Below are 20,796 nucleotides of genomic sequence, written 5' to 3' on the forward strand. Positions count from 1 at the left end.
AAACCGCCATGCCCAGAGCCCTGCCCGAGCCGAGTTTCCGGCGCTTCGCCGCCGGGATCGGCACGCTGAGCCTTCGCCCGCTGGACCTGAACCGCGACGTGACCACCGTCCACTCGTGGGTCACGCAGCCCTACGCGCAGTACTGGGGTCTGCTCGACGCCTCGGTCGGCGACGTGCGTACGGAGTACCGGAGGATTCAGCGGACCGGCTACCACCAGGCCTTCCTCGGCGAGCACGACGGGCAACCGGCCTTTCTGATGGAGCGGTACGAGCCGGCCTACGACGCGGTCGGCGGGGCGTACGACCCGTCGCCGGGTGACGTCGGCATGCACGTCCTGGTGGCACCGCCGGAGCGGCGCGTGCAGGGCTTCACCGCGGCGGTCTTCGAGACGATCCTCGACTACCTGTTCAGCGATCCGCTGATCGACCGGGTGGTGGTCGAGCCGGACGTACGCAACCTCAAGATCCAGGCGCTCAACGAGCGGATGGGGTTCCGCAAGCACCGGATCGTGACGCTGCCGGACAAGCAGGCCTGGCTGAGCTTCTGCACCCGCGACCAGTACGCCGACGCCACCCGGATGAACGAGGCAGGCTGACCTATGACCAACTATCTCCACCCGGACTCCTGGGCCGTCGCGAACCGTGCGCTGGTCCGCAAGGCGCTCGCCGAGTTCACCCACGAGCGGCTGTTCGAGCCAGTTGCCGCTGGCAATGGTTACGTGGTCGCCGGCGCGGGCAGCGAGTACTACTTCGAGGCGAGGCTCTATCCCCTGCACCATTGGGAGGTGGACGCCGCCAGCATCACCCGTACCGTCGGTGGTGAGGAGGCGGCCGTCGACGCGCTGGACTTCATCACCGAGTTTCACGAGCGACTTGGGATCGGGGTGGACATGCTGCCGGTCTATCTCGAGGAGATCAGCAGCACGCTCGCGAGTACGGCGTACAAGCTGGCGAAGCCGGATCTGACCGCCGGCGACCTGGCCCACGCGGACTTCCAGACGATCGAGTCCGCGATGACCGAGGGACATCCCTGCTTCGTGGCGAACAACGGGCGGCTCGGGTTCGGGGTGGAGGACTACCGCGCCTTCGCGCCGGAAGCGGGACAACCCATCCGGCTGGTGTGGATCGCCGTACGGAAGGAGCGCGCGACGGTCTCCCACAGCGCGACCATCACGTACGACGGGCTGCTGCGCGACGAGCTCGGCCCTTCCGTCCTGCAGCGCTTCGCCGAGCGAATCCGGGCGGCCGGCGCCGAGCCGGCCGACTATCACCTGATGCCGGTGCATCCCTGGCAGTGGGACAACAAGACGTCCATCACCTTCGCGGCGGACATCGCCCAGCGGCACATCATCCACCTCGGCACCAGCGACGACGAGTACCAGGCGCAGCAGTCGATCCGCACGTTCTTCAATCGGTCCACCCCGTCGCGGAACTACGTGAAGACCGCGCTGTCGGTGCTGAACATGGGGTTCATGCGCGGGCTGTCCCCGACGTACATGGAGAAGACGCCCGCGATCAACGACTGGGTGTACGACCTGGTCGAGAACGACGTGGTGCTCAAGCGCTACGGCTTCTCCGTACTGCGGGAGATCGCCGCGGTCGGCTATCACAACCGGTACTACGAAGCGGCGACGCCCAAGACTTCGCCGTACCGCAAGATGCTCTCCGCGTTGTGGCGGGAGGCGCCTTCGACGGACGAGGGCGAGCGCCTGGCGACGATGGCGAGCCTGCTGCACGTCGACCGGCACGGGCGATCGCTCGCGGCCGCGCTGATCCGCTCGTCGGGGTTGACTCCTGCTGCTTGGTTGCGGTCCTACCTCGACGCCTACCTGGTGCCGCTGCTGCATTGCTTCTACGCGTACGAACTGGCCTTCATGCCGCACGGCGAGAACCTGATCCTCGTACTGCGGGACGGCGTGCCGGTGCGGGTGCTGATGAAGGACATCGCCGAGGAGATCGCCGTACTGAGCCCGGCGACCCCTCTTCCCGAAGGTGTCGAGCGGGTCCGGGCCGAGGTCCCCGACGACGAGAAGCTGCTGTCGATCTTCACGGACGTGTTCGACTGCATCTTCCGGTTCTTGTCGCCGCTGCTCGATGGCGAGGGGTTGCTGACGGCCGAGGAGTTCTGGTCGGTCGTCGCGCTGTCGGTGCGGGACTACCAGGAGGCGAATCCCGAGCTGGCGGAGTCCTTTGCGAAGTACGACGTGTTCGCGCCGGAGTTCGCGCTGTCCTGCCTGAACCGGCTGCAACTGCGCAACAACCAGCAGATGGTGGACCTCACGGACCTGGCCGGCTCCCTGCAGTTCGTCGGCATGCTGGAGAATCCGATCGCTCAGTAGCTCCCGATCGCTCAGTAGCTGTGGACAACTCCCGCGGCGGTCCGGCGATTTCCGCGATGCTGGTGGGGTGATCGAGGAACTGGAGAATCTTCAGCAGCTCCACCGGGACGAGATCAGCCCCAAGGAACTCGCCGACCTGCCCCGCGACGGCCGGCGATACGAGATCGTCGACGGCGAACTACTCGTCACGGGAGCCCAGCCACCGGCCCACCGCGCGGCCGTCATCGCGTTGATGATCAAGCTGAAACACTCCTGCCCACCCGACCTGCTCGTTGCCGTTGGCTCCCTCGACTACCGCCCCACGTGGAAGCTCTCCCTGCGCCCCGACCTCCTGGTCTGCAACCGCTCCGACGCAGGCCCTCGATTCACCACCGCGCCGTTGCTGCTCGCGGTAGAGGTCCTCTCCCCCTCCACCCGAGTCACCGACGTGGTCCTGAAACGCGGCCTCTACGAACAATCCGGCGTCCAGTCCTACTGGCTCCTGGACCCCACCAACCAAGAACTCACCATCCTCGACCTGACCACCACCCACTACACCTGCCAGGCAGTAATCCAAGGTGAAGAGTCCTTCAGCACCACCCTCCCGTTCCCAGTCCACCTATCCCCCGCCGAGTTAACACCGTGAAAGCCGGGGCATCTCGGGGCAGACGGCGGGCAGATGCCGATCTGGCCTACCGTGGCCGGCATGGCGCCGCGATCCTGGCCGGGTGACCGAGAAGGAGGCACCATGGGAGCCGTGCAAACACTTGAGCCAGGCGAGTTCACTCTCGCGGATCTCGACGCTCTGCCCGAGGACGGGATGCGGTACGAGCTGGTGGACGGGACGCTGCTGGTGACTCCTGCTCCCTTGCCGATTCATCAGACCGCCGTGCTCCAGCTCGGCTCCCGGCTTCTCGCCGCCTGCCCGCCCGACCTGAACGTCTTCGTGGCACCAGTCGATTTTCGGCCGGACGAGCACAAGTCGCTCCAGCCCGACGTCCTCGTCTGTCGACGGGAAGACGTGGGGCCGAAATCTATCGGGCACCTGCTGCTGGCGGTCGAGATTCTTTCGCCGGCCACTCGCTCGAAAGACCTCGTCTGGAAGCGGCTGGCTTACCAGGAGTCCGGGGTTGCCTCGTATTGGATCTTTGATCCGGAGGATGAGGTGTTGACGGTGCTGGAACTGGTGGACGGGCGGTATGTGGAGCGGGCTGTCGTCAAGGGGGACGACGTGTTCGAGGCTGTGGTTCCGTTTGTGGTGCGGGTGGTGCCTGGTGAGCTGGTCAGCCGTTGAGGAGGGTGAGCAACTGGTGGCGGTCGGGTAGGTCCGGGCGGATCACGTCGCCGGTGCGGACGTAGTAGAAGGCGGCGCCTACCTGGTTTACCGGGATGCCTAGGAGTTCGGCCCAGGCGACTCGGTAGATGGCCAGTTGGAGCGGGTCGGCGGTTTCGCTGCGGCTGGTTTTCCAGTCGATCACGTCGTAGCCACGGGAGCCGTCGGGGCGGACGACCTGGTAGACGGCGTCGATCCGGCCGCGGACCACCCGGCCGCCGATCGCGAGGGCGAACGGCGCCTCGATCTCGTACGGCATCTTCTCGCCGTACGGGCCGACCCGGAACGCGTCCATCAGTTCGGTCAGGTCGGTATCGTCGACGATGTCCTCGTCGGCCGCGCCGGGCAGGTCGTCCGGGTCGAGCAGGAACTGCTGCCCGAAGTAGCTCTCCACCCAGGCGTGGAAGCGGGTGCCGAACCGCGCCGCCCGGTTGGGCTTGCGTGGCATCGGCCGGGCCAGGTCGGCGGCGAGCCCGTCGGGGTCCTTCGCCAGCCGCATCACCTGGGTCGCCGACAGCGAGGCCGGCAGTTCGACGTCGTAGGCCTTGCGGCTCCGGCTTTCCTTTGCCTCCGACAACAACCGTTCGAGCTCGGAGTCCCAGCGCGCCACCGTCGCCAACTCGTCCATCAGCAGCGACTCCTCCGCCTCAAGCGACGGACCTTCCACGCGAGCCTGCTGGACCAGCGCGACCGATTCCAGCCGCCGCTGATAGGCCTCCTGGTCGTACGCCGCGGGCCACGCCGCCAGCGTCTGCTCCGCGAGCTCGGGGTTCTCCTCGTTCAGCTCGGGTTGCGGCGCCCAGTCGATGACGCGATCACCCGCGTGCCGCTTCAGCGTCTCCAGGTACGACGAGGGTCCGCGCGGGCGTTTCTGCGTCGGCCCCCACCAGTGCCCGGTGGCGACGAGGATCTCCTTGGCCCGGGTGAACGCGACGTACCCGAGCCGGCGTTCCTCCAGCGCGTTCACCTCCTTGCACTCGTCGGAGAACGCCTTCAGTCCCGCGTTCGACAGGTCGTGGAAGTCCGGCAGCGTGTCCGCGTCACCGCGCAACGGCCAGGGCAGCACCTTCGCGTTGGTGGTCCACTTGTCCCGCCCGCGATCCGACGGGAACACTTTGTTCACCAGCGTCGGCACGAACACGACCGGCCACTCCAGCCCCTTCGACCGGTGCGTGGTGAGCAGCTTCACCGAGTCCGCCTCACTCGGCACTGCCAGGTCGAGGCCCGCCGCGTACTCCTCCTCGGCCGCCAGATACGCCAGCAGACCGTCGAGGGACCCGTCCGACTCGGTGGACACGAAGTTGCCCACGGCATCCAGGAACGCGGCCAGGTGATCCCGCCGGCCGGAGTCCACGTGATCCGGCGTCGCGGTGAGCTCCACGTCCAGCCCGATCGTGCTGATCACCCGGCGTACCAGGTCGAGCAGCGGCTCCCCCGCGTGCGCGCGCAGGTCCCGCAGTTCGGTCGACAGTTCCTTGAACCGCTCGAGCGCCTCGGGCGAGTAACCCCAGCCCGCCGGCCCCGGATCGTCCACCGCCTCCGCAAGCGAGATCATCTCGGTCGAGTCCATCCCGGCGACGGCCGCGTCCAGCGCCGCCACGAGGTCATCGCCGGCCGGGCGATCCCCGCCGTCGGCCAGCGCGCGCGAGCGGTTGGCGAGCAGAGCGAGATCCCGGTGCCCGATCCGGTACCGCGGGCCGGTGAGGATCCGCAGCATCGCCGCGTTCGCGGTCAGGTCGTTCACCGCCTGCAGGGTCGCCACCACGTCGACCACCTCGGGCAGCGCGAGCAGCCCGCCGAGACCGACGACCTCGACCGGGACCTTCCGGGAGATCAGCGCCTCGTGCACCGCGCTGAGGTCGACGTTCGTCCGCATCAGGATGCCGATGTCCTTCCACCGGCGGTTCGGCGTCTTGTGCGCGGCGACGATCGCGTCCGCGACCCACTCGATCTCCTTCGAGCGCGTCTCGAACAAGCCGACGGTGATCGCGCCCTCGGGCGCCTCGGGCGGCGCCTCCAGCGGGATCACGCCGGGATGCTGCTGGTAGAGCTCGGCCGCGTGCTGGTTCGCCGCCGCGAGGATCTTGCTGCCGCAGCGACGGTTCACGCTCAGCACGTACCGCGTGGCCGGCGTCCCGTCGGCGTTCTTGAAGTGTTCGGGGAACTCGTCGAGGTTCGCCACCGAGGCGCCGCGCCAGCCGTAGATCGCCTGGCAGGGGTCGCCGACAGCGGTCACCGGATGTCCGTGCTCGCCGAACAGCGCGGTCAGCATCCGCCGCTGCGACACCGAGGTGTCCTGATACTCGTCGAGCAGCACGACCTTGTACCGCGACCGCTCGATCACCGGCACTTCGGGGCATTCCTCGGCCAGTCGCGCCCCAAGCGCCATCTGGTCGGCGAAGTCGACGACGCCCCGTTCGCCCTTGTAGGCCTGGTACTCCTCCACCAACTGCAGGATCTCGTTCCGCTTGAGCGCGGTCTCGGCGAGCTTCCTCACCTCGACGGTCTGCTTGCGCGCCGCGGCCACCTCAGCTCGTACGGCCTCGTCATGAGCCCGTACGTCGTCCGCCTGCAGCAGGTGGTCCGCCAGCTCACCGTCGAGCGAGAGCAAACTGTTCACGAGCGTCGGCACGTGGTGCGAGGCGAACCGGATCGGCCCGTTCGACCGCCGGACGACGCGGCCCGCGAGCTGGAACCGGGTGGCGTCGGCGAGGACCCGCACGTCGGGCTCGAGCCCGAGCCGCAACCCGTGCTCGGCGATCAACGTGCCGGCGAAGGCGTGGTACGTCGAGACGACCGGTTCGCCGGGCTCCTCGGGCTCCCAGTTCGGGACGTTGCTGCGCAGGTGGGCGGCGAGAATCGGGTGCTGGTCCTTCGGCAACGTGCTGCCGAGCACGCCAGCCTTGGTGAGGTCCTCGCGGATCCGCACGTCGAGCTCGTTGGCCGCCTTCTTCGTGAAGGTCAGCCCGAGCACCTCTTCCGGCTGCACCTGACCGGTGCAGATCAACCACACCACTCGCGCGGCCATCGCCGTCGTCTTACCCGAACCGGCTCCCGCCACGATCACCCCAGGCGCCAACGGAGCCGTGATCGCCTGCAACTGCTGATCGCTGAACGGAATCCCGAGCAGCTCGCACAGCTCAGCCGTCGACGTCAGTTGAGCCCGCATCAGACGATCTCCCGGCCTTCAGGCTGAATAGGGCACATGCCGCGGACGTCGCAGCGGTCGCAGCCGGAGTTGCGTTTCGCGATGAACTCCTCGGACCGAACCATCGCCTCGGCTTCCTCCACTGCTTCGTCCAGCCAGGTGCGGCCTTCCTCGTCCGGCTCCAGCGGCGCCTGCCCCTGCACCTTCGGGAGGCCGACGTCGTCATGGCGGAGCTGGACCAGCTCCGCGCCGCCGACCTGCGGGTCATCGCCGAGCTTCTTCATCTGCCGGGACGCGATCGCGCGCTGGTAGATCGCGAGCTGGACGTGCCGCTCCATCGACGGTTTCGTCGGCATGTTCCGGCCGGTCTTCAGGTCGATCACCCGGATCGCGCCGTCGCCGTCCTGCTCCAACCGGTCCATCCGGCCCTTGACGCGGACGCCGGGCTTGTCCTCGTCCGGCAGCAGCACGTCGAACTCGACCTCGGTGCCGAGCAGTGTCCGATCCGGCCGACCCTTGTGCCAGGCGACGAACCGGCGCAAGGCCTGCTCGGCCTCCACCCGCTCCCGGTCGGAGATCCACGACGACTCGAACTCAAGCTGCGTCCACACCTTGTCGAGCCAGCCGTTCAGTTCATCGGCGTCCGGCGGCAGCGTGCCTGTCGCGACCGCGTCCGCCAGCGTGTGCAGCACCATGCCGAACCCGATGGCCGACGTACTCGGGGCTTCTCCGCCGGCGCGACGCTGCAGGAACCAGCGCAGCGGGCAGTCCACGATCGTCGTCAGCGCGCTGCCCGACAACGGCACCGGCAGCTCCGGATTCGTCACCGGGACCTCGGACTTGGTCCGCTCGCGCACCCCCCACCACCGCTGCGGATCAGCGGTCGGGACCAGCGCGTACTCCCGGTCGTCCACAGCGTCCGCGAGCTGCGCCAACCGGTCGGCCGCGACCCGCTTCAACGCGGGCGACGACGCCGGATCGGCCAGCACACACCGCAGATCGGCGACCAGACCGGGCAGCGACAGCGGGCGGCGCGGCCGACCGGCGACCAGTTTCAAAGGAATGTCCAGCTCGGCCAGCAACCGTGACGGCTGATCCCCGTCAGCCTCCGGCGCCTGGACCGCGGTGACGATCAACCGCTCGCGCGCCCGGGTGATCGCCACATAGAAAAGGCGCCTCTCCTCTGCGAGCAACGCCCCTGCTGACAACGGCTCTATCAGGCCGTCCGGCCCGAGTCTGTCCGGCTCCAGCAGCGAACCTCGGCGCCGCAGGTCCGGCCACTGCCCCTCCTGCACACTCGCGACCACGACGAGCCGCCACTGCAGCCCCTTCGACCGGTGCGCGGTCATCAACTGCACGCCGGCCTCGCGGTACGTCGCGTCGAACCGGTTGTCGGCCGCGATGTCCAACTGCTCCAGCTCGCTGAGGAACGCGGACACGCCCTTGAACCCGACCTGTTCCTCGGCCCGGCTCGCCGCGTCGAACAACGCGCAGAGGGAGTCCAGGTCGCGGTTCGCCGCGCGAGCCACCTCACCGCCACTGTTCGCCTGGCCGCGGAGCCTGCGCAACCACGGCGACTCTGCCCACAGCGACCACATCACCTCGTCCGGCGCGGCTCCGGCCGTCACGATGTTCCTTGCCTTGAGCAACCTCTCGCCGAGCGCGACGAACCTCGCCTCCGCGGGAGACGCCTGCTCGTCGAGCAGCAGCGGGTTCATCAGGGCTTCGCGGAGCAACTCGTCCGACGATCGCGGCAGTCGCTGACCGCCCGCGGCCTCGCGATCGCGCTTCCGCAGTACGCGGGCGAGGCGGCGGAGCTGACCGGCGTCCATCGCACCCAACGGCGACAGCGCGAGCGCGCGCACGACGTCCACGGTCAGCGTCACGGGATCGGCGACTGCCCGCAGCGCCAGCAGCATCGGCCGCACCGCGGGCTCGCGGGACAGCGGCAGTTCGTCACCGGCGATGTCGACCGGAATCCCCGCGGCCGCGAGCGCGCGCCGGAACTGCGGGATCGAGCGGCTGCCGGAGCGGACCAGGACCGCCATCTCGTGCCAGCCGACACCGTCTTGCACGTGAGCCCGGCGGAGCAGGTCGGCGATATGTTCGAGCTCGGCACCGCTGGTGGAGTACAGGTTGGCCTCGACCTTGCCCGCGCCATACACGCAGGAACTGGCATCGGGGTTGCGGAATCGCTCGAACGTGTCGCGGTCGAGAGTTCCGGGCACGCCCAGGCGATTCACCACGTTCCGCGAGACGCGCTGCAGCGTCGTACCGAATCTGCGGGTGGTCGCGAGCGCGATCTGGGCCGCCTCGGCGCCGTCCGCGGTACGGAACTCGTCGGTGAAGCGGAGCAGACCGCGCACGTCGGCGCCGCGAAACGTGTAGATCGACTGGTCCGGGTCGCCGACCACGACGAGGTCGCGGCCGTCGCCGGCGATCGCCTGCAGCAGCTTGGTCTGGCCCGGGTCGGTGTCCTGGTACTCGTCGACGAAGACGACCTTGAACTCCTCGCGGAGCTTGGCCTGCACTTCGGGTTGCTGGGCCAGGATCACCGCGCGGTGGATCAGTTCGGAGTAGTCCAGCACCTGCTCGTGGTCGAGGATCTGCAGGTACTCCTCAAAGAAGTCGCCGACCGCGACCCACTCCGGGCGGCTGGCCGAATGCCCGATCGCGGACAGGTCCTCCGGGTCGAGACCGAGTTGCCGCGCCTTGCCGATCACGGCCTGCACCTCGTCGGTGAACCCACGCGTCTTGAGCGCCGGATGCAGGCTGCTCGGCCACGTGGTCATGCCGACCTCGCGACTCCCCGCCAGCGACTCGCTCAACCGCAGCGACTGCTCCGGCCCGGACGGCAACCGCAACGGTACGTCGAACGCGTCGGCCGGCGTGAACCTTCTGAGCAACGCATAGCAGAACGAGTGGAACGTCATCGACGGCATCACTCGGGTGGTCCGACCGAGCCGCGCGGTGATCCGGTCCCGAAGCTCGGTCGCCGCCTTCCGCCCGAACGTCAGCACCAGCACTTCGTCCGGGCTCAACCCGCGGTTGGCAACCCGATCGACAACGGCCTCGACCAATGTCGTCGTCTTCCCGGTCCCCGGCCCGGCCAGCACCAGCAACGGCCCGCCCGGATGATCCACCACCGCTTGCTGATCAGCATCCAGCACCGGCGCCTCGGCGACCCGGGCTTCCCGCCCATCACCGCGCACCAGCCGATACCGGGACCCTGCTCTGCTGACCACCGTCACATCCCATCAGACCCCACCGACATTCCCTCCCACCGGCCTAGTCCGCGTCGGGCTCCCAGCGGACTTCGCGGAGGTCTACCTTGCCGTTGGTCACGCGGACGCCGTCGCCGCGGAGGAGTTGGAGTTGGTCGTCGACGACCTCGTCCGCGGGCACGCCGCTGGCTCGGATGACGCGCCACCAGGGGACGCCGCCGCCGTACTCGCGCATGATGGCGCCCACCTGCCGCGGCCCGCCCTGGCCGACGTACGCGGCGATGTCTCCGTACGTCGCGACGCTGCCGGGCGGGATCGACTCGACGGCGAGCAGCACTGCCTCGACGTACTCCTCGCGATCCATGCGCCATACCGTAACCGGCCGCGCGGACAACCAATCGGAGAAGGGATCAGGCGAGTGGAGCGAGCGCCTTGGCCAGCGGCTCGACAGCTGACGGCGGGGAGGCCAGGGGCAGGTTCATGACGACCAGGTCCACGCCGGCTTCCCCGTACGCCGCGGCGGCGGCGACGGCCTGGTCCAGGGGTTGGTCCGGCTCGATGCGGACGTTCACCGAGCAGGTGATCTCGGCGGGGTCGCGGCCGACGTCCTCGCAGTGGTTGAGCAGAACTTGCTTGAGGGGCTTCCACTCCGCCGGGCTCGGCACGATCACGTTCCAGTGCTGGGCCCAGCGGGCGACGGCTCGCAGGGTGCGCTTGGGGCCTTTGCCGCCGATGGTGATCGGTGGGTGCGGGGTCTGGACCGCCTTCGGTTCGCAGTACGCGTCGGTGAGTTTCACGTACTGCCCGTCGAAGGTCGCGGACTTCTCGGTGAGCAGCGCGATCATCGCCTGGACGCCTTCGTCGAAGCGGTCGAAGCGCTCCTTCAGCGGCGGCAGGTCGATGCCGTACGCGTCGCACTCCATCTGGTTCCAGCCGGCGCCGATGCCGAGTTCGAGGCGGCCGCCGGAGATGACGTCGGTGGTCGCGGCCATGTTGGCCAGGACGGCGGGGTGGCGGTAGATCATGCCGGTGACCTGGCAGCCGACGCGGATCCGCTTCGTCGCCTGGGCCAGGGCCGCGAGCGACGTCCAGGCCTCGAGGTTCGGGCCGGCCATGTCGCCGCTGAGGGGGTAGAAGTGGTCCCAGTGCCAGGCGGACTCGAAGATCTCGAAGTCGTCGGCGGCGATCCAGACGTCGCGCAACTGCTGCCAGGTGGTGTGTTCGGGCCTGGTCTTGATCGCGAACCGCATTTTCCGCCGCCTCTCGGTAAAGGGTTTCCCCTGAGAAACTACCGCGCCAGTGTCGGTCAGCCCGGTAGGCGGGAACCACAGACGGGGGTGACCGAGGTGTCCGCCTGAATCGCCGTGATGAGCACGAAGATCTGGAAGATCACTCCGGCCACGGCTGTCGCGAACAGGATGAACGCGATCAACTGGCGGCTGTGGCCAAACCATCGCAACAGCAGGACCAGCGCGAGCAGGCCGACGAACAGCCCGATGCCGCCGAGCACGTAGGCCGTGGTCGGCAGTGGCATCGAGCCGTCACACGCGGCTCTGCGCCGGCGCACCAGTTCCGCCTGGGCGTTCAGGCAGGTCAGCGCGAGCACCACGCCGACCACCATCAGCCCGAAGACCAGCGCCTGCCGGCGTCGGCCGTCGAGCACGACGCGCCCCACCCCCGTACGCCGTCAGTCCAGACCGAGACGCGCCCGTACTTCGGGCCGGCGCAGCGGTGGCACGGTTTGCGGCGGGACGCGGCGCTCCGGCATCTCCTCCAGCAGCGCCTCGGTGATCTTGGCGACCTCGGCGGCGGCGCGCTCGATCGGGCCGCGGGTGGTCGCACTGAGCGAGCCCACGCCCGTCACCTTGCGCACGTACTGCAACGCCGCCGCGTAGATCTCCTCCGAGGTGGCCGCAGGCTCAAGTCCACGAAGAACGGTGATGTTTCTGCACATGCCAAGACAGTACGTCGCGCCGGGGACAGAAGACCCGGACTCTACGAGCTATTGACTTACCTAAGACCCTTAGGTTTTCCTCAGATCATGAGCACAACAGGCCTGGATCGCCGCTCGCGGCGCCGGCAGCAGACCATCGACGAGATCCTCGACGCCTCCATCGCGCTGATGGAGATCGAGGGGGTGGCCGCGCTGAGCCTGTCCGCGGTGGCCCGGAAGCTGGGGATGCAACCGCCGTCGCTCTACCAGTACTTCCCGTCGAAGATGGCGATCTACGACGCCCTCTTCCAGCGCGGCGCCGAGCAGATCCGCGACGCCCAGCGGGAGGCACGCAGTACGGCGACGACCGGGGACCAGCTCGAGCTGAGCGTCATCGGGGTCACCGCGTTCTGCCGGTGGTCGATGGAGAACCAGGTGCTCAGCCAGTTGCTCTTCTGGCGCACGGTCCCCGGCTTCGAGCCTTCGCCCGAGGCCTTCGCGCCGGCCCAGGAATCCATGGCGGACCTCCGGCAGCATCTCCAGTCAGCCGCCGACGCCGGCCAACTCCACCCCGACGCCGCGAGCGAGGAGGGCCTCGCCCTGTTCACCTCGATGACGGCGGGCCTGCTGTCCCAGCAGTTCGCGAACGAACCGAACGCAACCTTCGAGCAGGGCCGTTTCACGAGGCTGATGCCGGTCGTGCTCGAGATGTTCCACCAGCGCTACCGACCGACCAGGGGGAAGACATGACCATGACCGCCGTACCTGCCCGGGAGATCGCCCGGGCCGACCGTCCGACGACCCGGCTGCACCGCCAGGCGGAGCTGCGGGCCTGGCACGACCTGCTGGAGTCCCTGGACGGGACCGAGTGGAAGCGTCGTACGGTCTGCACCGAGTGGGACGTCGCCGACATCGTCGGGCACCTGTGCGGACAGGCCGAGGACGTGATCAGGCCGTGGTCCTTCCCGCTGCGGGACCGCCGCGCGAAGCGGGCGTACCCCGGTGTGGTGCTGCTCGACGCGCACATGCGCATCCAGGCCGACGACCACCGCGGTACGCCGCCCGCCGTACTGCGCGAGCGGTTCGACAAGCTGTGGGCCAGGGCGGACCGGACGATCGCGCGCAACCCGCGGTTCATCCGCAACTTCACGGTGAAGATCGAGGGCGTTCCCGGCTTCGAGGAGATTGACCTCGGTTACGTCCAGGACATCCTGCTGGCCCGCGACCTGTGGATGCATCGCGACGACGTCTGCCAGGCGCTGGGGCGCGACTTCGACCCGGGACCGTACGCCGAGGAGGTGATCGCGCAGGTGATGCTCGATGTGGTGGACGGGCCGTTCTGGCAGGGCACTCCGGTCGTGCTGGTCCTTACCGGGCGGGGAGGCGGCACCTACCGGCTCGGCGAGGGTGATCCGATCGCCACCGTGCGGATCGACGCGATGGCGTTCATGCGGACGCTGTCGGGTCGAGACGATCACCCGGTCGTCGAGCTGGTCGACGGGGACCCCGCGGGCCTCGAAGCGGTGACAACCTGCCGGATGGATTTCTGAGGCATCAACCCCGGCGCGGCGGTGGGGTCTTGCCGGGTGCCGTTGAATACAACAGCCCCGCGGCGTACCGGAGTACGGCGCGGGGCTGTTGCGGAACTCAGTAAGCGGGCTGCGACGGGTCGATCTGGTCGACCCACGCGACCACACCGCCGCCGACGTGCACGGCGTCGGAGAAGCCGGCGCCCTTGGCGATCGCGAGCACCTCGGCCGAGCGGACGCCGGACTTGCAGTGGAAGACCAGCTGCTTGTCCTGCGGGAGCTGCTCCAGCGCGACGCCGGTCTGGAAGTCGGCCTTCGGGATCAGCACCGAGCCCGGGATCCGGTTGATCTCGTACTCGTTGGGCTCGCGGACGTCGATCAGGACGAAGTCCTTCTCGCCGTTGTCCTTGAGCTTGATCCACTCGTTCAGCTGCTTCACCGAGATGGTGGAACCGGCCGCCGCGTCGGCGGCCTCCTCGGTGATCGCGCCGCAGAAGCTCTCGTAGTCGATCAGCTCGGTGACGGTCGGGTTCTCGCCGCAGATCGCGCAGTTCGGGTCCTTGCGGACCTTCAGCGCACGCCAGTTCAGGTCGAGCGCCTCGTAGATGTTCAGCCGGCCCAGCGACGGGTCGCCGATGCCGGTGAGCAGCTTGATCGACTCGGTCACCTGGGCGGCGCCGACCGAGGCGCAGAGCACGCCCAGCACGCCACCCTCGGCGCAGGACGGGACCATGCCGGGCGGCGGCGGCTCCGGGTAGAGGCAGCGGTAGCACGGGCCGTGCTCGGCCCAGAAGACGCTGACCTGGCCGTCGAAGCGGAAGATCGAGCCCCAGACGTACGGCTTGCCGAGCAGCACCGCGGCGTCGTTCACCAGGTACCGGGTGGCGAAGTTGTCGGTGCCGTCGACGATCAGGTCGTACTGCTCGAAGATCTCGAACACGTTGTCGTTGTCCAGCCGGGTCTCGTGCAGGACGACGTTCGTGTACGGGTTGGCCTCGAGGATGGACTCCTTGGCCGACTGGGCCTTGGACTTCCCGATGTCGGACTGGCCGTGGATGATCTGGCGCTGCAGGTTCGACTCGTCGACGGTGTCGAACTCGACGATGCCGAGGGTGCCGACGCCGGCCGCGGCCAGGTACAGCAGCGCGGGGCTGCCGAGGCCGCCGGCGCCGATGACCAGCACCTTGGCGTTCTTCAGCCGCTTCTGACCGGCCATCCCGACCTCGGGGATGATCAGGTGCCGCGAATACCGGCGGACCTCGTCGATCGTCAGCTCGTCGGCCGGTTCGACCAGCGGTGGCAGTGACACGTGGCGCTCCTCGTCAGCGGGAAAACTTGCGGGATCTCCGGGTTTCAACCATCTTTCCCTCCTCCATGTTCCCGCACCGCTCCAAGGTGAGGCGGGAAGGTCCGCATCCCGGGACGTTTGTCTCACCGCTGACCGCCGCCGGATGGCCGGCGCTGCTCCGGAGGGCAGCGCCGGGAGTGGTCAGTCGTTGTCGAGGATGGTGGCTCTGAGGGTGGTGGGGAGGGTGAAGAGGGCGCCCTCGGCCTCCTGGACTTCGGCGGTGAAGGTCTCGGTCGGCTCTTTCAGCTTGTCGTCCAGGACTTGGACTATTAGTTCGCCGGTGGTCTGGCCTGCGTCCACGTAGGCGTAGAAGTCGGTGATGGGCGGGGTGGAGGTGCCGTCGTCGTCGGCTGAGCGGTAGTCCTGGCCGAGGGTCGCGGTGCCGTCCTTGAGGTTGCCGGTGATCGAGACATACCGGTCACTGGCAGCGGACAGCTTGATGGGGAACTTGAGGAGCTTCGCGTTCTCCGACGCCTGGGCGGCGCCGATCGTCATCGTGGGGGTCGGGTCGTCGTCGACGACCACGCCGCGGCCGAAGGAATTCCCGAGCAGCGCTTGTTGCGGTACCGACAGCACCAGGCTGAAGTTGAGGTCGTAGCTGTCCCGAGTGTTCGCCTTGATCGGGACGGTGACCTTCTGCCGGGTCTGGCCGGGGCGGAAGACGAGCTTGCGGGCGATCTCCCCGACGACGCTGCCGAGGTCGCCGTTCGTCTCGGCGTACACGGTGACCGGCCGCGGGTTGGGCCGCGACATCGTCACCCAGAAGTCGACGTTCCGGGTGCCCGTGTCGCCTTCCCGCAGCTTCACGCTGGAGGCCGACAGGGACGGCAGCTTCGACGGCGCGGACTTGCCCAGGTCGGGCTTGGAGAACGCCAGATCGCTGACGAACACCGATCCTGTGGCGACCTTGTCGGTCCGCAGCTCTACCGCGCGGACATCCCGCAGATCGATCCCCTTCAGCGAACTGGTCGGGATCCGCACCGTGCGGAGCAAGCTCTTCGGCAGACCGCCCTCGTCGCTCCCGGGCAACCGGACGAGCGCGTCACCAACACTAGACGCCGGTACTGCGACCGCCCGCCCGCGCCCGTCGACCACCCGAACCGTCAGATCCGTCCTGGGCGCACCCGCCGGATCAGGCGCCGCGCGGAACGACAGAGCGGAGTACCGGCGGACGTCACGCTGGAGCGGGCTCAGGTTGACCCGCACGACTCCGTCCTTGCCGGTCCAGGTGAGCTTGGTGACGGCGGTGGTCGGCGTCTTGGCGGCGTACCAGGCCTCGACCCAGTGCGGCGACTTCGGGCGGTCCTCGCTCGTCACACACGTCGCGGAGCAAACGGTCGCCTTGACCTTGCCCGTGACAGCTCCCGCCGGCAGCGCCTGGTCGAAGCGGTTCAGGTCACGCCTCGCACCGGCCGGAGCCTGCGCAACCACCCGTACTACGGCTCGCCCGGCCGAGGTGGCCCGGCTGTTCGATCCGTCGAGCAGGGGAAGCAACGTCGTCTCGTGGCCGAGCTGGAGCCGGAAGAACCCCGCGATATAGGCGGTTCCGAACGCCTGCTGCTCCTCAGCGGTCAGCCGGCCCGCGTACTTCGCGCCGCACGGCGACTCCTTCTCCTCACCCCACCAGTCGTCGTTCGAGGGCGCCTCGGACTGGCCGGGGGTCCACTCGGTGTTGAAGAAGTTGTGGTTCGCGCCGAGCACGAGCACGGTGGATCGCGGCGCGGTGTCGCCGGCAACGGAGTACCTGGTGTCGTCGTAGAACTTCTGGCCCTGCAGGTCGGACACGTCGCCGTCGCAGTACGGGAGGATGACGCTCATCGCGACGCCGGGGACGGTCGCCCGGGCGAAGTCGGTCGGCGCCAGCGGCAGAACTGCCCGGATCCCGTACTTGCCACCGCGATCCGCGTTCAGCACGGCCGCGCGGGCGACGCCTTCGCCGCCGCGCGAGTGGCCCATCAGGCCGATGTTCTTCAGGTCCACCTTGCCGACGAACTTGGCACCGAACGGGCCGGTGCCGATGGTCGACCACTTCTTCCACAGGTCGAGGTGGTCGAGGATCAGCTCGGCGCGGGCCTGCGCACCGGAGTCGTTCACGTCGCTGTCCCAGCCGTTCACGGCGTTCGCGCTGATGGAGACGACTTGGTAGCCGTTGCCGGCGAGCGCCTTCGCCGGCCCGTCGTACCCGCGGAAGCTCGGCACCGGCTTCTCACTCTTGCCACAGGGCCACGGCAGATACGACGGGTTGTTCCCGTCGTCGCCGCCGTAGCAGACCTGGTGCCGGCCGTGGAGGAAGATCACCAGCGGTCGCGCGCCGACCGCCCCGCGAGGCGAGTAGACCTTGCCACGAATCTCGGACTTGTACCCGAGCCCGGGCAGGAAGACAGCTTCGTCGCCGAGGTTGTACTCCGTGGTCTCGACAGCGTATTTCCCGGCAGCGCCGGGATCGACTGCCAGCGGCGGTCCCTGCGGTGCCTTCAACCAGTCGGCATCGGTGACACCGCCGGCCAGGCTCTTGCCCTTCTTCGCGTTCTCCTTGCCCAGATCACCGGACCAGACCAACTTGACGTCCTTGGCCTTCAGCAGCGCCGGGTCAGGGCTGGTCAGCGTGACGCTCCGGCGGTCGGCCGACTGCTTCGCCGGCCCGACCGGTACGCCGTTCACCGCGATCAGCGGCAACGCGTCGCGCAGCGGCGCCGGCGTGGTCAAATCGAGAGTGACCCGATAGCCGTCGGCTACCGGTTCCACTCGCCAGTCCTTGCCTTTGACAACTGGCTGGTCAGGCGGTGCGGCCTGAGCCGCCGCCACCGGGCCGGCCGACGCTCCACCGAGCAGCGCGATCACCAGCCCCACACGTCCGAGTACCCGCACAGCGGTCCTTTCGTCAGCAGACAGATCATCCGTCTGACTCCGGTCGCGCGCGGATGGTTGTCGGGGGCCACGAAATCGCGCCAGGATCATCCCCAGGGATGACCTCGCCGCCGAGAGGGCCGACCCAGGTCGGTGTCGGAACCGGTGGATCCGGTGCTAGTGCTACCGCCCCGGGTGTCAGGAGATCAGTTGCCGGAAGGCCCGCTCGACCTCTTGCGGGTGTTCCATCTGCGCGACGTGGCCCGAGTTCGGCAGGTACAGCAACCGGGCGTCCGGGAAGGCGTCGTGTGCCTTGGTCCGGATCCGCGAGTCGACCAGCCGGTCCCTGCCGCCGTAGATCAGCAGGACGGGACAGGTGATCCTGGCGGCGTCGGCCCACAACGATCGGCGCGCCGGCGCCAGGTAGGAACGGATCAGGCTGCGCGCTCCCTCGACCGTCGCGTACGGCTGCCACTCGTCGTCGTCCCGCCGGCGCAACTCTGCCTCGTGGGCCTCGAGGACCTCCGGCGGAAGCGCCGTCGGATCGCCGTAGACCATCGAGATGGAGGTCTTCAGCCGGCGGTCGAACGGCAGCCGCCGCGACCGGTCCAGCACCACCTCACCCAGCCGGGGAGTCGCCAGCGTGAGGAACCACAGCGAGATGGCCGAAGCCCGTGGATGGGGCAGGGCCGGAGAGACCAGGGTGAGCGACCGCACCCGCTCCGGATGACGTGCCGCCAGGGTCACCGCGGCCGCGCCGCCCATCGAGTTGCCGAACAGGTGCACCGGCTCGTCGAACTCGCGATCCATCAGGTCTGAGAGCACGTCCGCCTGCTGAGTGATGCCACCCAGGCCACGCAGCGGCGGCGTACGGCCGAATCCGGGCAGGTCGGGCGCGAGGCCGCGGACCGTGTCGTTCAGCAGCAGTCCGAGAGTCGTCCAGTTCAGCGAGGACCCGCCGAGGCCGTGCACGAACAAGGCAGGCGGCAGGTGCTCGGCCGCACCCGGCACGTCCCTGACCAGCAGATCCACGCCCGCGACCGGCACCGTGCGCGCCGGCCATTCCTGCGCGCCCGACGCCGCCGAAGCACCGGTTGCCGGCCCGTAAGTGTCCACTGTGCGCTGTCCCGGAGGTTGTTCGAGTGATTTGCGGTTTCGAGGTGCGTGCCTGGGTGCCGGAAGCGCCGAAGAACCTCCGGAGCAGGGCACATAGTGCATGGTAGGACGCATGGCTGCTGCACCGAAGCAACTGACGACAGAGGTCGATGGGCAGACGATGAAGCTCACCAACCTCGGCAAGGTGCTGTATCCGCAGACCGGGTTCACCAAAGCAGAGGTGATCGACTACTACCTGCAAGTGGCGCCGCTGCTGCTGCCGCACCTGCAGGACCGGCCACTGACACGCAAACGCTGGCCGGACGGCACCGGAGCGGCCTACTTCTTCGAGAAGAACGCACCCCGCGGTACTCCGGACTGGGTTCGCACCGTGACTCTGCCTACTCCGGGCAGTTCCACTGGACGGGACGAAGCGGACTTCGTGATCGCCGACGACATCCCCACCGTCGTCTGGCTCGCCAACCTGGCCGCGCTGGAACTCCACATTCCGCAGTGGCGGATCGGGCTGTCCGACGAGGGCAAGAACCCGCAGGCCGATCTGATCGTCTTCGACCTGGACCCGGGCCCCGGAGCCACCATCGTGGAGTGCTGCGACGTGGCCCTGGCGCTGCGGGAACTGCTGAACCACTTCAACCTCGAAGGCTGGCCCAAGACCTCCGGCAACAAGGGCATGCACCTGTACGTCCCGATCGAGCCGGCTTCCTCGCGATCCACCAGCGCGTTCGCCAAGCAACTCGCCGAGCAACTCGCCGAGGCACTGCCGGAGAACGTGACCGCGAACATGACGAAGGCGCTCCGCCCGGGCAAGGTGTTCATCGACTGGAGCCAGAACGCCAGCGCCAAGACCACGCTGGCGCCGTACTCGCTGCGCGGTGCGGAGGAACCCCGCGTCTCGACCCCGATCGACTGGGACGAGGTGGCCGCCGCGACGGACGTGGCCGACCTGACGTTCCTGCCGGCCGACGTACTGGCGCGGATCGAGGAGTACGGGGACGTGTTGGAGGGCCTGTACGACGATCCGCAGCCGCTACCGTCATAACTGCCCCGACTATGGGTACCAGGCTCGGACGCCGCCTCCGCGAAAGGAGAGCTCCATGACCAGCAACTCCGACTACGAGTCCCCCGCCGTCGAGGTGCCCGACGAGGCACCCGAGGCCGACGTGCTGGAGCAATACCAGATGCCCTCTGGTCTGGAGCAGCAGCAGGACGAGGTGACCGAACCACCGGTCGAGGCGGACCCCGCCGACGTGGACGAGCAGCGCCGATCGATCGGCGAAGCGGACGACGACGACTACCGCTAGGTAGGATTCGGTTCAACTACCCGGGGGTCGTACGCCGCCGGGACCGCACCACCGAAGGAGCCGACGTGTCGACGACACCGGAGACTGCGCCCAAGCGCGGCAGCCGCCTGCCGCGTCTGGCCCGCCGCGCGCAACTGCTCGAGGCGGCTCAGGAAGTCTTCGTCGCGAACGGCTACCACGCCGCCGCGATGGACGATATCGCCGATCGCGCCGGCGTCTCCAAGCCCGTGCTCTACCAGCACTTCCCGGGCAAGCTGGAGCTCTACCTGGCCCTGCTGGACACCTCCTGCGACGCGATCGTGGCCTCGGTCCGGGACGCGCTGCGCTCCACCGAGGACAACAAGGAGCGCGTCGGCGCGACAATCCACGCCTTCTACGAGTACGTCGCGAACGCCCAGGGCGCGTTCCGGCTGGTCTTCGAGTCCGACCTGACCAACGAGCCCGCCGTCCGCGAGCGGGTCGACCGGGTCACGCACGCCTGCGCCGAGGCCTGTTCCGAGGTGATCAGCGCGGACGCGGGGCTGAACAAGGAACAGTCGATGGTGCTGGCCGTCAGCCTGGTCGGGATGGCGCAGGTGAGCGCCCGCTACTGGCTGGCCTCCGACAACCCCACCCTGGCGCAGGAGCAGGCCGCCGACCTGGTCGCCAGCCTGGCCTGGCGCGGCATCCGCGGCTTCCCCCGCACCGAGAGCTGACCCC

The 20,796-nt window shown here is 68.5% G+C and carries 18 protein-coding genes; 9 read left to right on the forward strand and 9 right to left on the reverse strand.

The window, feature by feature from the left end; genetic code table 11:
- Nucleotides 1-8: 8 nt before the first annotated feature.
- From ABD255_RS32050 to ABD255_RS32065, 4 genes are all read left to right on the forward strand, one after another.
- Nucleotides 9-596, forward strand: a complete 588-nt coding sequence (locus tag ABD255_RS32050) for a GNAT family N-acetyltransferase (protein ID WP_344220537.1) — start codon at nt 9-11, stop codon at nt 594-596.
- 3 nt (nt 597-599) lie between these two features.
- Nucleotides 600-2,339 carry an IucA/IucC family protein gene (locus ABD255_RS32055; protein ID WP_344220538.1) on the forward strand — a complete coding sequence of 580 codons (1,740 nt, stop codon included), beginning with the start codon at nt 600-602 and terminating at the stop codon, nt 2,337-2,339.
- Between the two features lie 67 nt (nt 2,340-2,406).
- Nucleotides 2,407-2,964: a Uma2 family endonuclease gene (locus tag ABD255_RS32060; RefSeq protein WP_344220539.1), complete on the forward strand. Its 558-nt coding sequence runs from the start codon at nt 2,407-2,409 to the stop codon at nt 2,962-2,964.
- A 102-nt stretch (nt 2,965-3,066) separates the two neighbouring features.
- Nucleotides 3,067-3,612, forward strand: coding sequence for a Uma2 family endonuclease (locus ABD255_RS32065; RefSeq protein ID WP_344220540.1), 546 nt, complete (start codon nt 3,067-3,069; stop codon nt 3,610-3,612).
- On the opposite strand, the gene ABD255_RS32070 is transcribed toward ABD255_RS32065, so the two are convergent.
- The 6 genes from ABD255_RS32070 to ABD255_RS32095 are packed head-to-tail and all read right to left on the reverse strand — an operon-like array spanning nt 3,602 to nt 11,977.
- A complete protein-coding gene (locus tag ABD255_RS32070) occupies nt 3,602-6,820 on the reverse strand; it encodes an ATP-dependent helicase (RefSeq protein ID WP_344220541.1) in 3,219 nt (1,072 codons plus the stop codon). The two genes, ABD255_RS32065 and ABD255_RS32070, sit on opposite strands and share 11 nt — an antisense overlap.
- Complete coding sequence (locus ABD255_RS32075) at nt 6,820-10,044, reverse strand: ATP-dependent helicase (RefSeq protein ID WP_344220543.1); 3,225 nt, start codon at nt 10,042-10,044, stop codon at nt 6,820-6,822. Before ABD255_RS32075 ends, ABD255_RS32070 begins: the two co-directional genes overlap by 1 nt.
- 43 nt (nt 10,045-10,087) lie before the next feature.
- A complete protein-coding gene (locus tag ABD255_RS32080; protein ID WP_344220544.1) occupies nt 10,088-10,387 on the reverse strand; it encodes an MGMT family protein in 300 nt (99 codons plus the stop codon).
- A 46-nt stretch (nt 10,388-10,433) separates the two neighbouring features.
- Nucleotides 10,434-11,273 carry an LLM class F420-dependent oxidoreductase gene (locus ABD255_RS32085; protein WP_344220545.1) on the reverse strand — a complete coding sequence of 280 codons (840 nt, stop codon included), beginning with the start codon at nt 11,271-11,273 and terminating at the stop codon, nt 10,434-10,436.
- Nucleotides 11,274-11,329: 56 nt separating this feature from the next.
- On the reverse strand, nt 11,330-11,698 hold the full coding sequence (locus ABD255_RS32090) for a hypothetical protein (protein ID WP_344220546.1): 369 nt from the start codon (nt 11,696-11,698) through the stop codon (nt 11,330-11,332).
- 12 nt (nt 11,699-11,710) lie between these two features.
- Entirely contained in the window at nt 11,711-11,977 is a 267-nt protein-coding gene (locus ABD255_RS32095) for a DUF2277 domain-containing protein (protein ID WP_020385754.1), read from the reverse strand.
- Between the two features lie 87 nt (nt 11,978-12,064).
- Here ABD255_RS32095 and ABD255_RS32100 point away from each other — a divergent pair, with 87 nt between their 5' ends.
- Together ABD255_RS32100 and ABD255_RS32105 are read left to right on the forward strand one after the other, a co-directional pair.
- Nucleotides 12,065-12,706 carry a TetR/AcrR family transcriptional regulator gene (locus tag ABD255_RS32100; RefSeq protein WP_344220547.1) on the forward strand — a complete coding sequence of 214 codons (642 nt, stop codon included), beginning with the start codon at nt 12,065-12,067 and terminating at the stop codon, nt 12,704-12,706.
- Between the two features lie 2 nt (nt 12,707-12,708).
- Nucleotides 12,709-13,506 (forward strand): maleylpyruvate isomerase family mycothiol-dependent enzyme, encoded by a 798-nt coding sequence (locus ABD255_RS32105; protein WP_344220548.1) that lies wholly within the window; start codon nt 12,709-12,711, stop codon nt 13,504-13,506.
- 97 nt (nt 13,507-13,603) lie between these two features.
- On the opposite strand, the gene moeZ is transcribed toward ABD255_RS32105, so the two are convergent.
- The 3 genes from moeZ to ABD255_RS32120 form a co-directional block, all read right to left on the reverse strand.
- Nucleotides 13,604-14,794 (reverse strand): adenylyltransferase/sulfurtransferase MoeZ, encoded by a 1,191-nt coding sequence (moeZ, locus tag ABD255_RS32110; RefSeq protein ID WP_344220549.1) that lies wholly within the window; start codon nt 14,792-14,794, stop codon nt 13,604-13,606.
- Nucleotides 14,795-14,974: 180 nt separating this feature from the next.
- Complete coding sequence (locus ABD255_RS32115) at nt 14,975-17,701, reverse strand: Calx-beta domain-containing protein (RefSeq protein WP_344220550.1); 2,727 nt, start codon at nt 17,699-17,701, stop codon at nt 14,975-14,977.
- A 177-nt stretch (nt 17,702-17,878) separates the two neighbouring features.
- Nucleotides 17,879-18,796, reverse strand: coding sequence for an alpha/beta fold hydrolase (locus ABD255_RS32120; RefSeq protein WP_344220551.1), 918 nt, complete (start codon nt 18,794-18,796; stop codon nt 17,879-17,881).
- 112 nt (nt 18,797-18,908) lie between these two features.
- Here ABD255_RS32120 and ligD point away from each other — a divergent pair, with 112 nt between their 5' ends.
- The 3 genes from ligD to ABD255_RS32135 all read left to right on the forward strand — a co-directional run bounded on the left by ligD (nt 18,909) and on the right by ABD255_RS32135 (nt 20,792).
- Nucleotides 18,909-19,835, forward strand: a complete 927-nt coding sequence (ligD, locus tag ABD255_RS32125; protein WP_344220552.1) for a non-homologous end-joining DNA ligase — start codon at nt 18,909-18,911, stop codon at nt 19,833-19,835.
- Between the two features lie 55 nt (nt 19,836-19,890).
- Nucleotides 19,891-20,097 carry a hypothetical protein gene (locus tag ABD255_RS32130; protein WP_344220553.1) on the forward strand — a complete coding sequence of 69 codons (207 nt, stop codon included), beginning with the start codon at nt 19,891-19,893 and terminating at the stop codon, nt 20,095-20,097.
- 65 nt (nt 20,098-20,162) lie between these two features.
- Nucleotides 20,163-20,792 (forward strand): TetR/AcrR family transcriptional regulator, encoded by a 630-nt coding sequence (locus tag ABD255_RS32135; RefSeq protein WP_344220554.1) that lies wholly within the window; start codon nt 20,163-20,165, stop codon nt 20,790-20,792.
- Nucleotides 20,793-20,796 lie beyond the last annotated feature (4 nt).

The sequence above is a fragment of the Kribbella sancticallisti genome, from assembly GCF_039530625.1.
Classification (GTDB): domain Bacteria; phylum Actinomycetota; class Actinomycetes; order Propionibacteriales; family Kribbellaceae; genus Kribbella; species Kribbella sancticallisti.

What these genes read in the sequence shown, in the direction of transcription:
- ABD255_RS32070 (WP_344220541.1), bottom strand. Translation starts at nt 6,820, where the DNA reads ATGCGGGCTCAACTGACGTCGACGGCTGAGCTGTGCGAGCTGCTCGGG.
- ABD255_RS32105 (WP_344220548.1), top strand. Translation starts at nt 12,709, where the DNA reads ATGACCGCCGTACCTGCCCGGGAGATCGCCCGGGCCGACCGTCCGACG.
- ABD255_RS32100 (WP_344220547.1), top strand. Translation starts at nt 12,065, where the DNA reads ATGAGCACAACAGGCCTGGATCGCCGCTCGCGGCGCCGGCAGCAGACC.
- ABD255_RS32055 (WP_344220538.1), top strand. Translation starts at nt 600, where the DNA reads ATGACCAACTATCTCCACCCGGACTCCTGGGCCGTCGCGAACCGTGCG.
- ABD255_RS32095 (WP_020385754.1), bottom strand. Translation starts at nt 11,977, where the DNA reads ATGTGCAGAAACATCACCGTTCTTCGTGGACTTGAGCCTGCGGCCACC.
- ABD255_RS32080 (WP_344220544.1), bottom strand. Translation starts at nt 10,387, where the DNA reads ATGGATCGCGAGGAGTACGTCGAGGCAGTGCTGCTCGCCGTCGAGTCG.
- ABD255_RS32130 (WP_344220553.1), top strand. Translation starts at nt 19,891, where the DNA reads ATGACCAGCAACTCCGACTACGAGTCCCCCGCCGTCGAGGTGCCCGAC.
- ABD255_RS32050 (WP_344220537.1), top strand. Translation starts at nt 9, where the DNA reads ATGCCCAGAGCCCTGCCCGAGCCGAGTTTCCGGCGCTTCGCCGCCGGG.
- ligD (WP_344220552.1), top strand. Translation starts at nt 18,909, where the DNA reads ATGGCTGCTGCACCGAAGCAACTGACGACAGAGGTCGATGGGCAGACG.
- ABD255_RS32065 (WP_344220540.1), top strand. Translation starts at nt 3,067, where the DNA reads ATGGGAGCCGTGCAAACACTTGAGCCAGGCGAGTTCACTCTCGCGGAT.
- ABD255_RS32085 (WP_344220545.1), bottom strand. Translation starts at nt 11,273, where the DNA reads ATGCGGTTCGCGATCAAGACCAGGCCCGAACACACCACCTGGCAGCAG.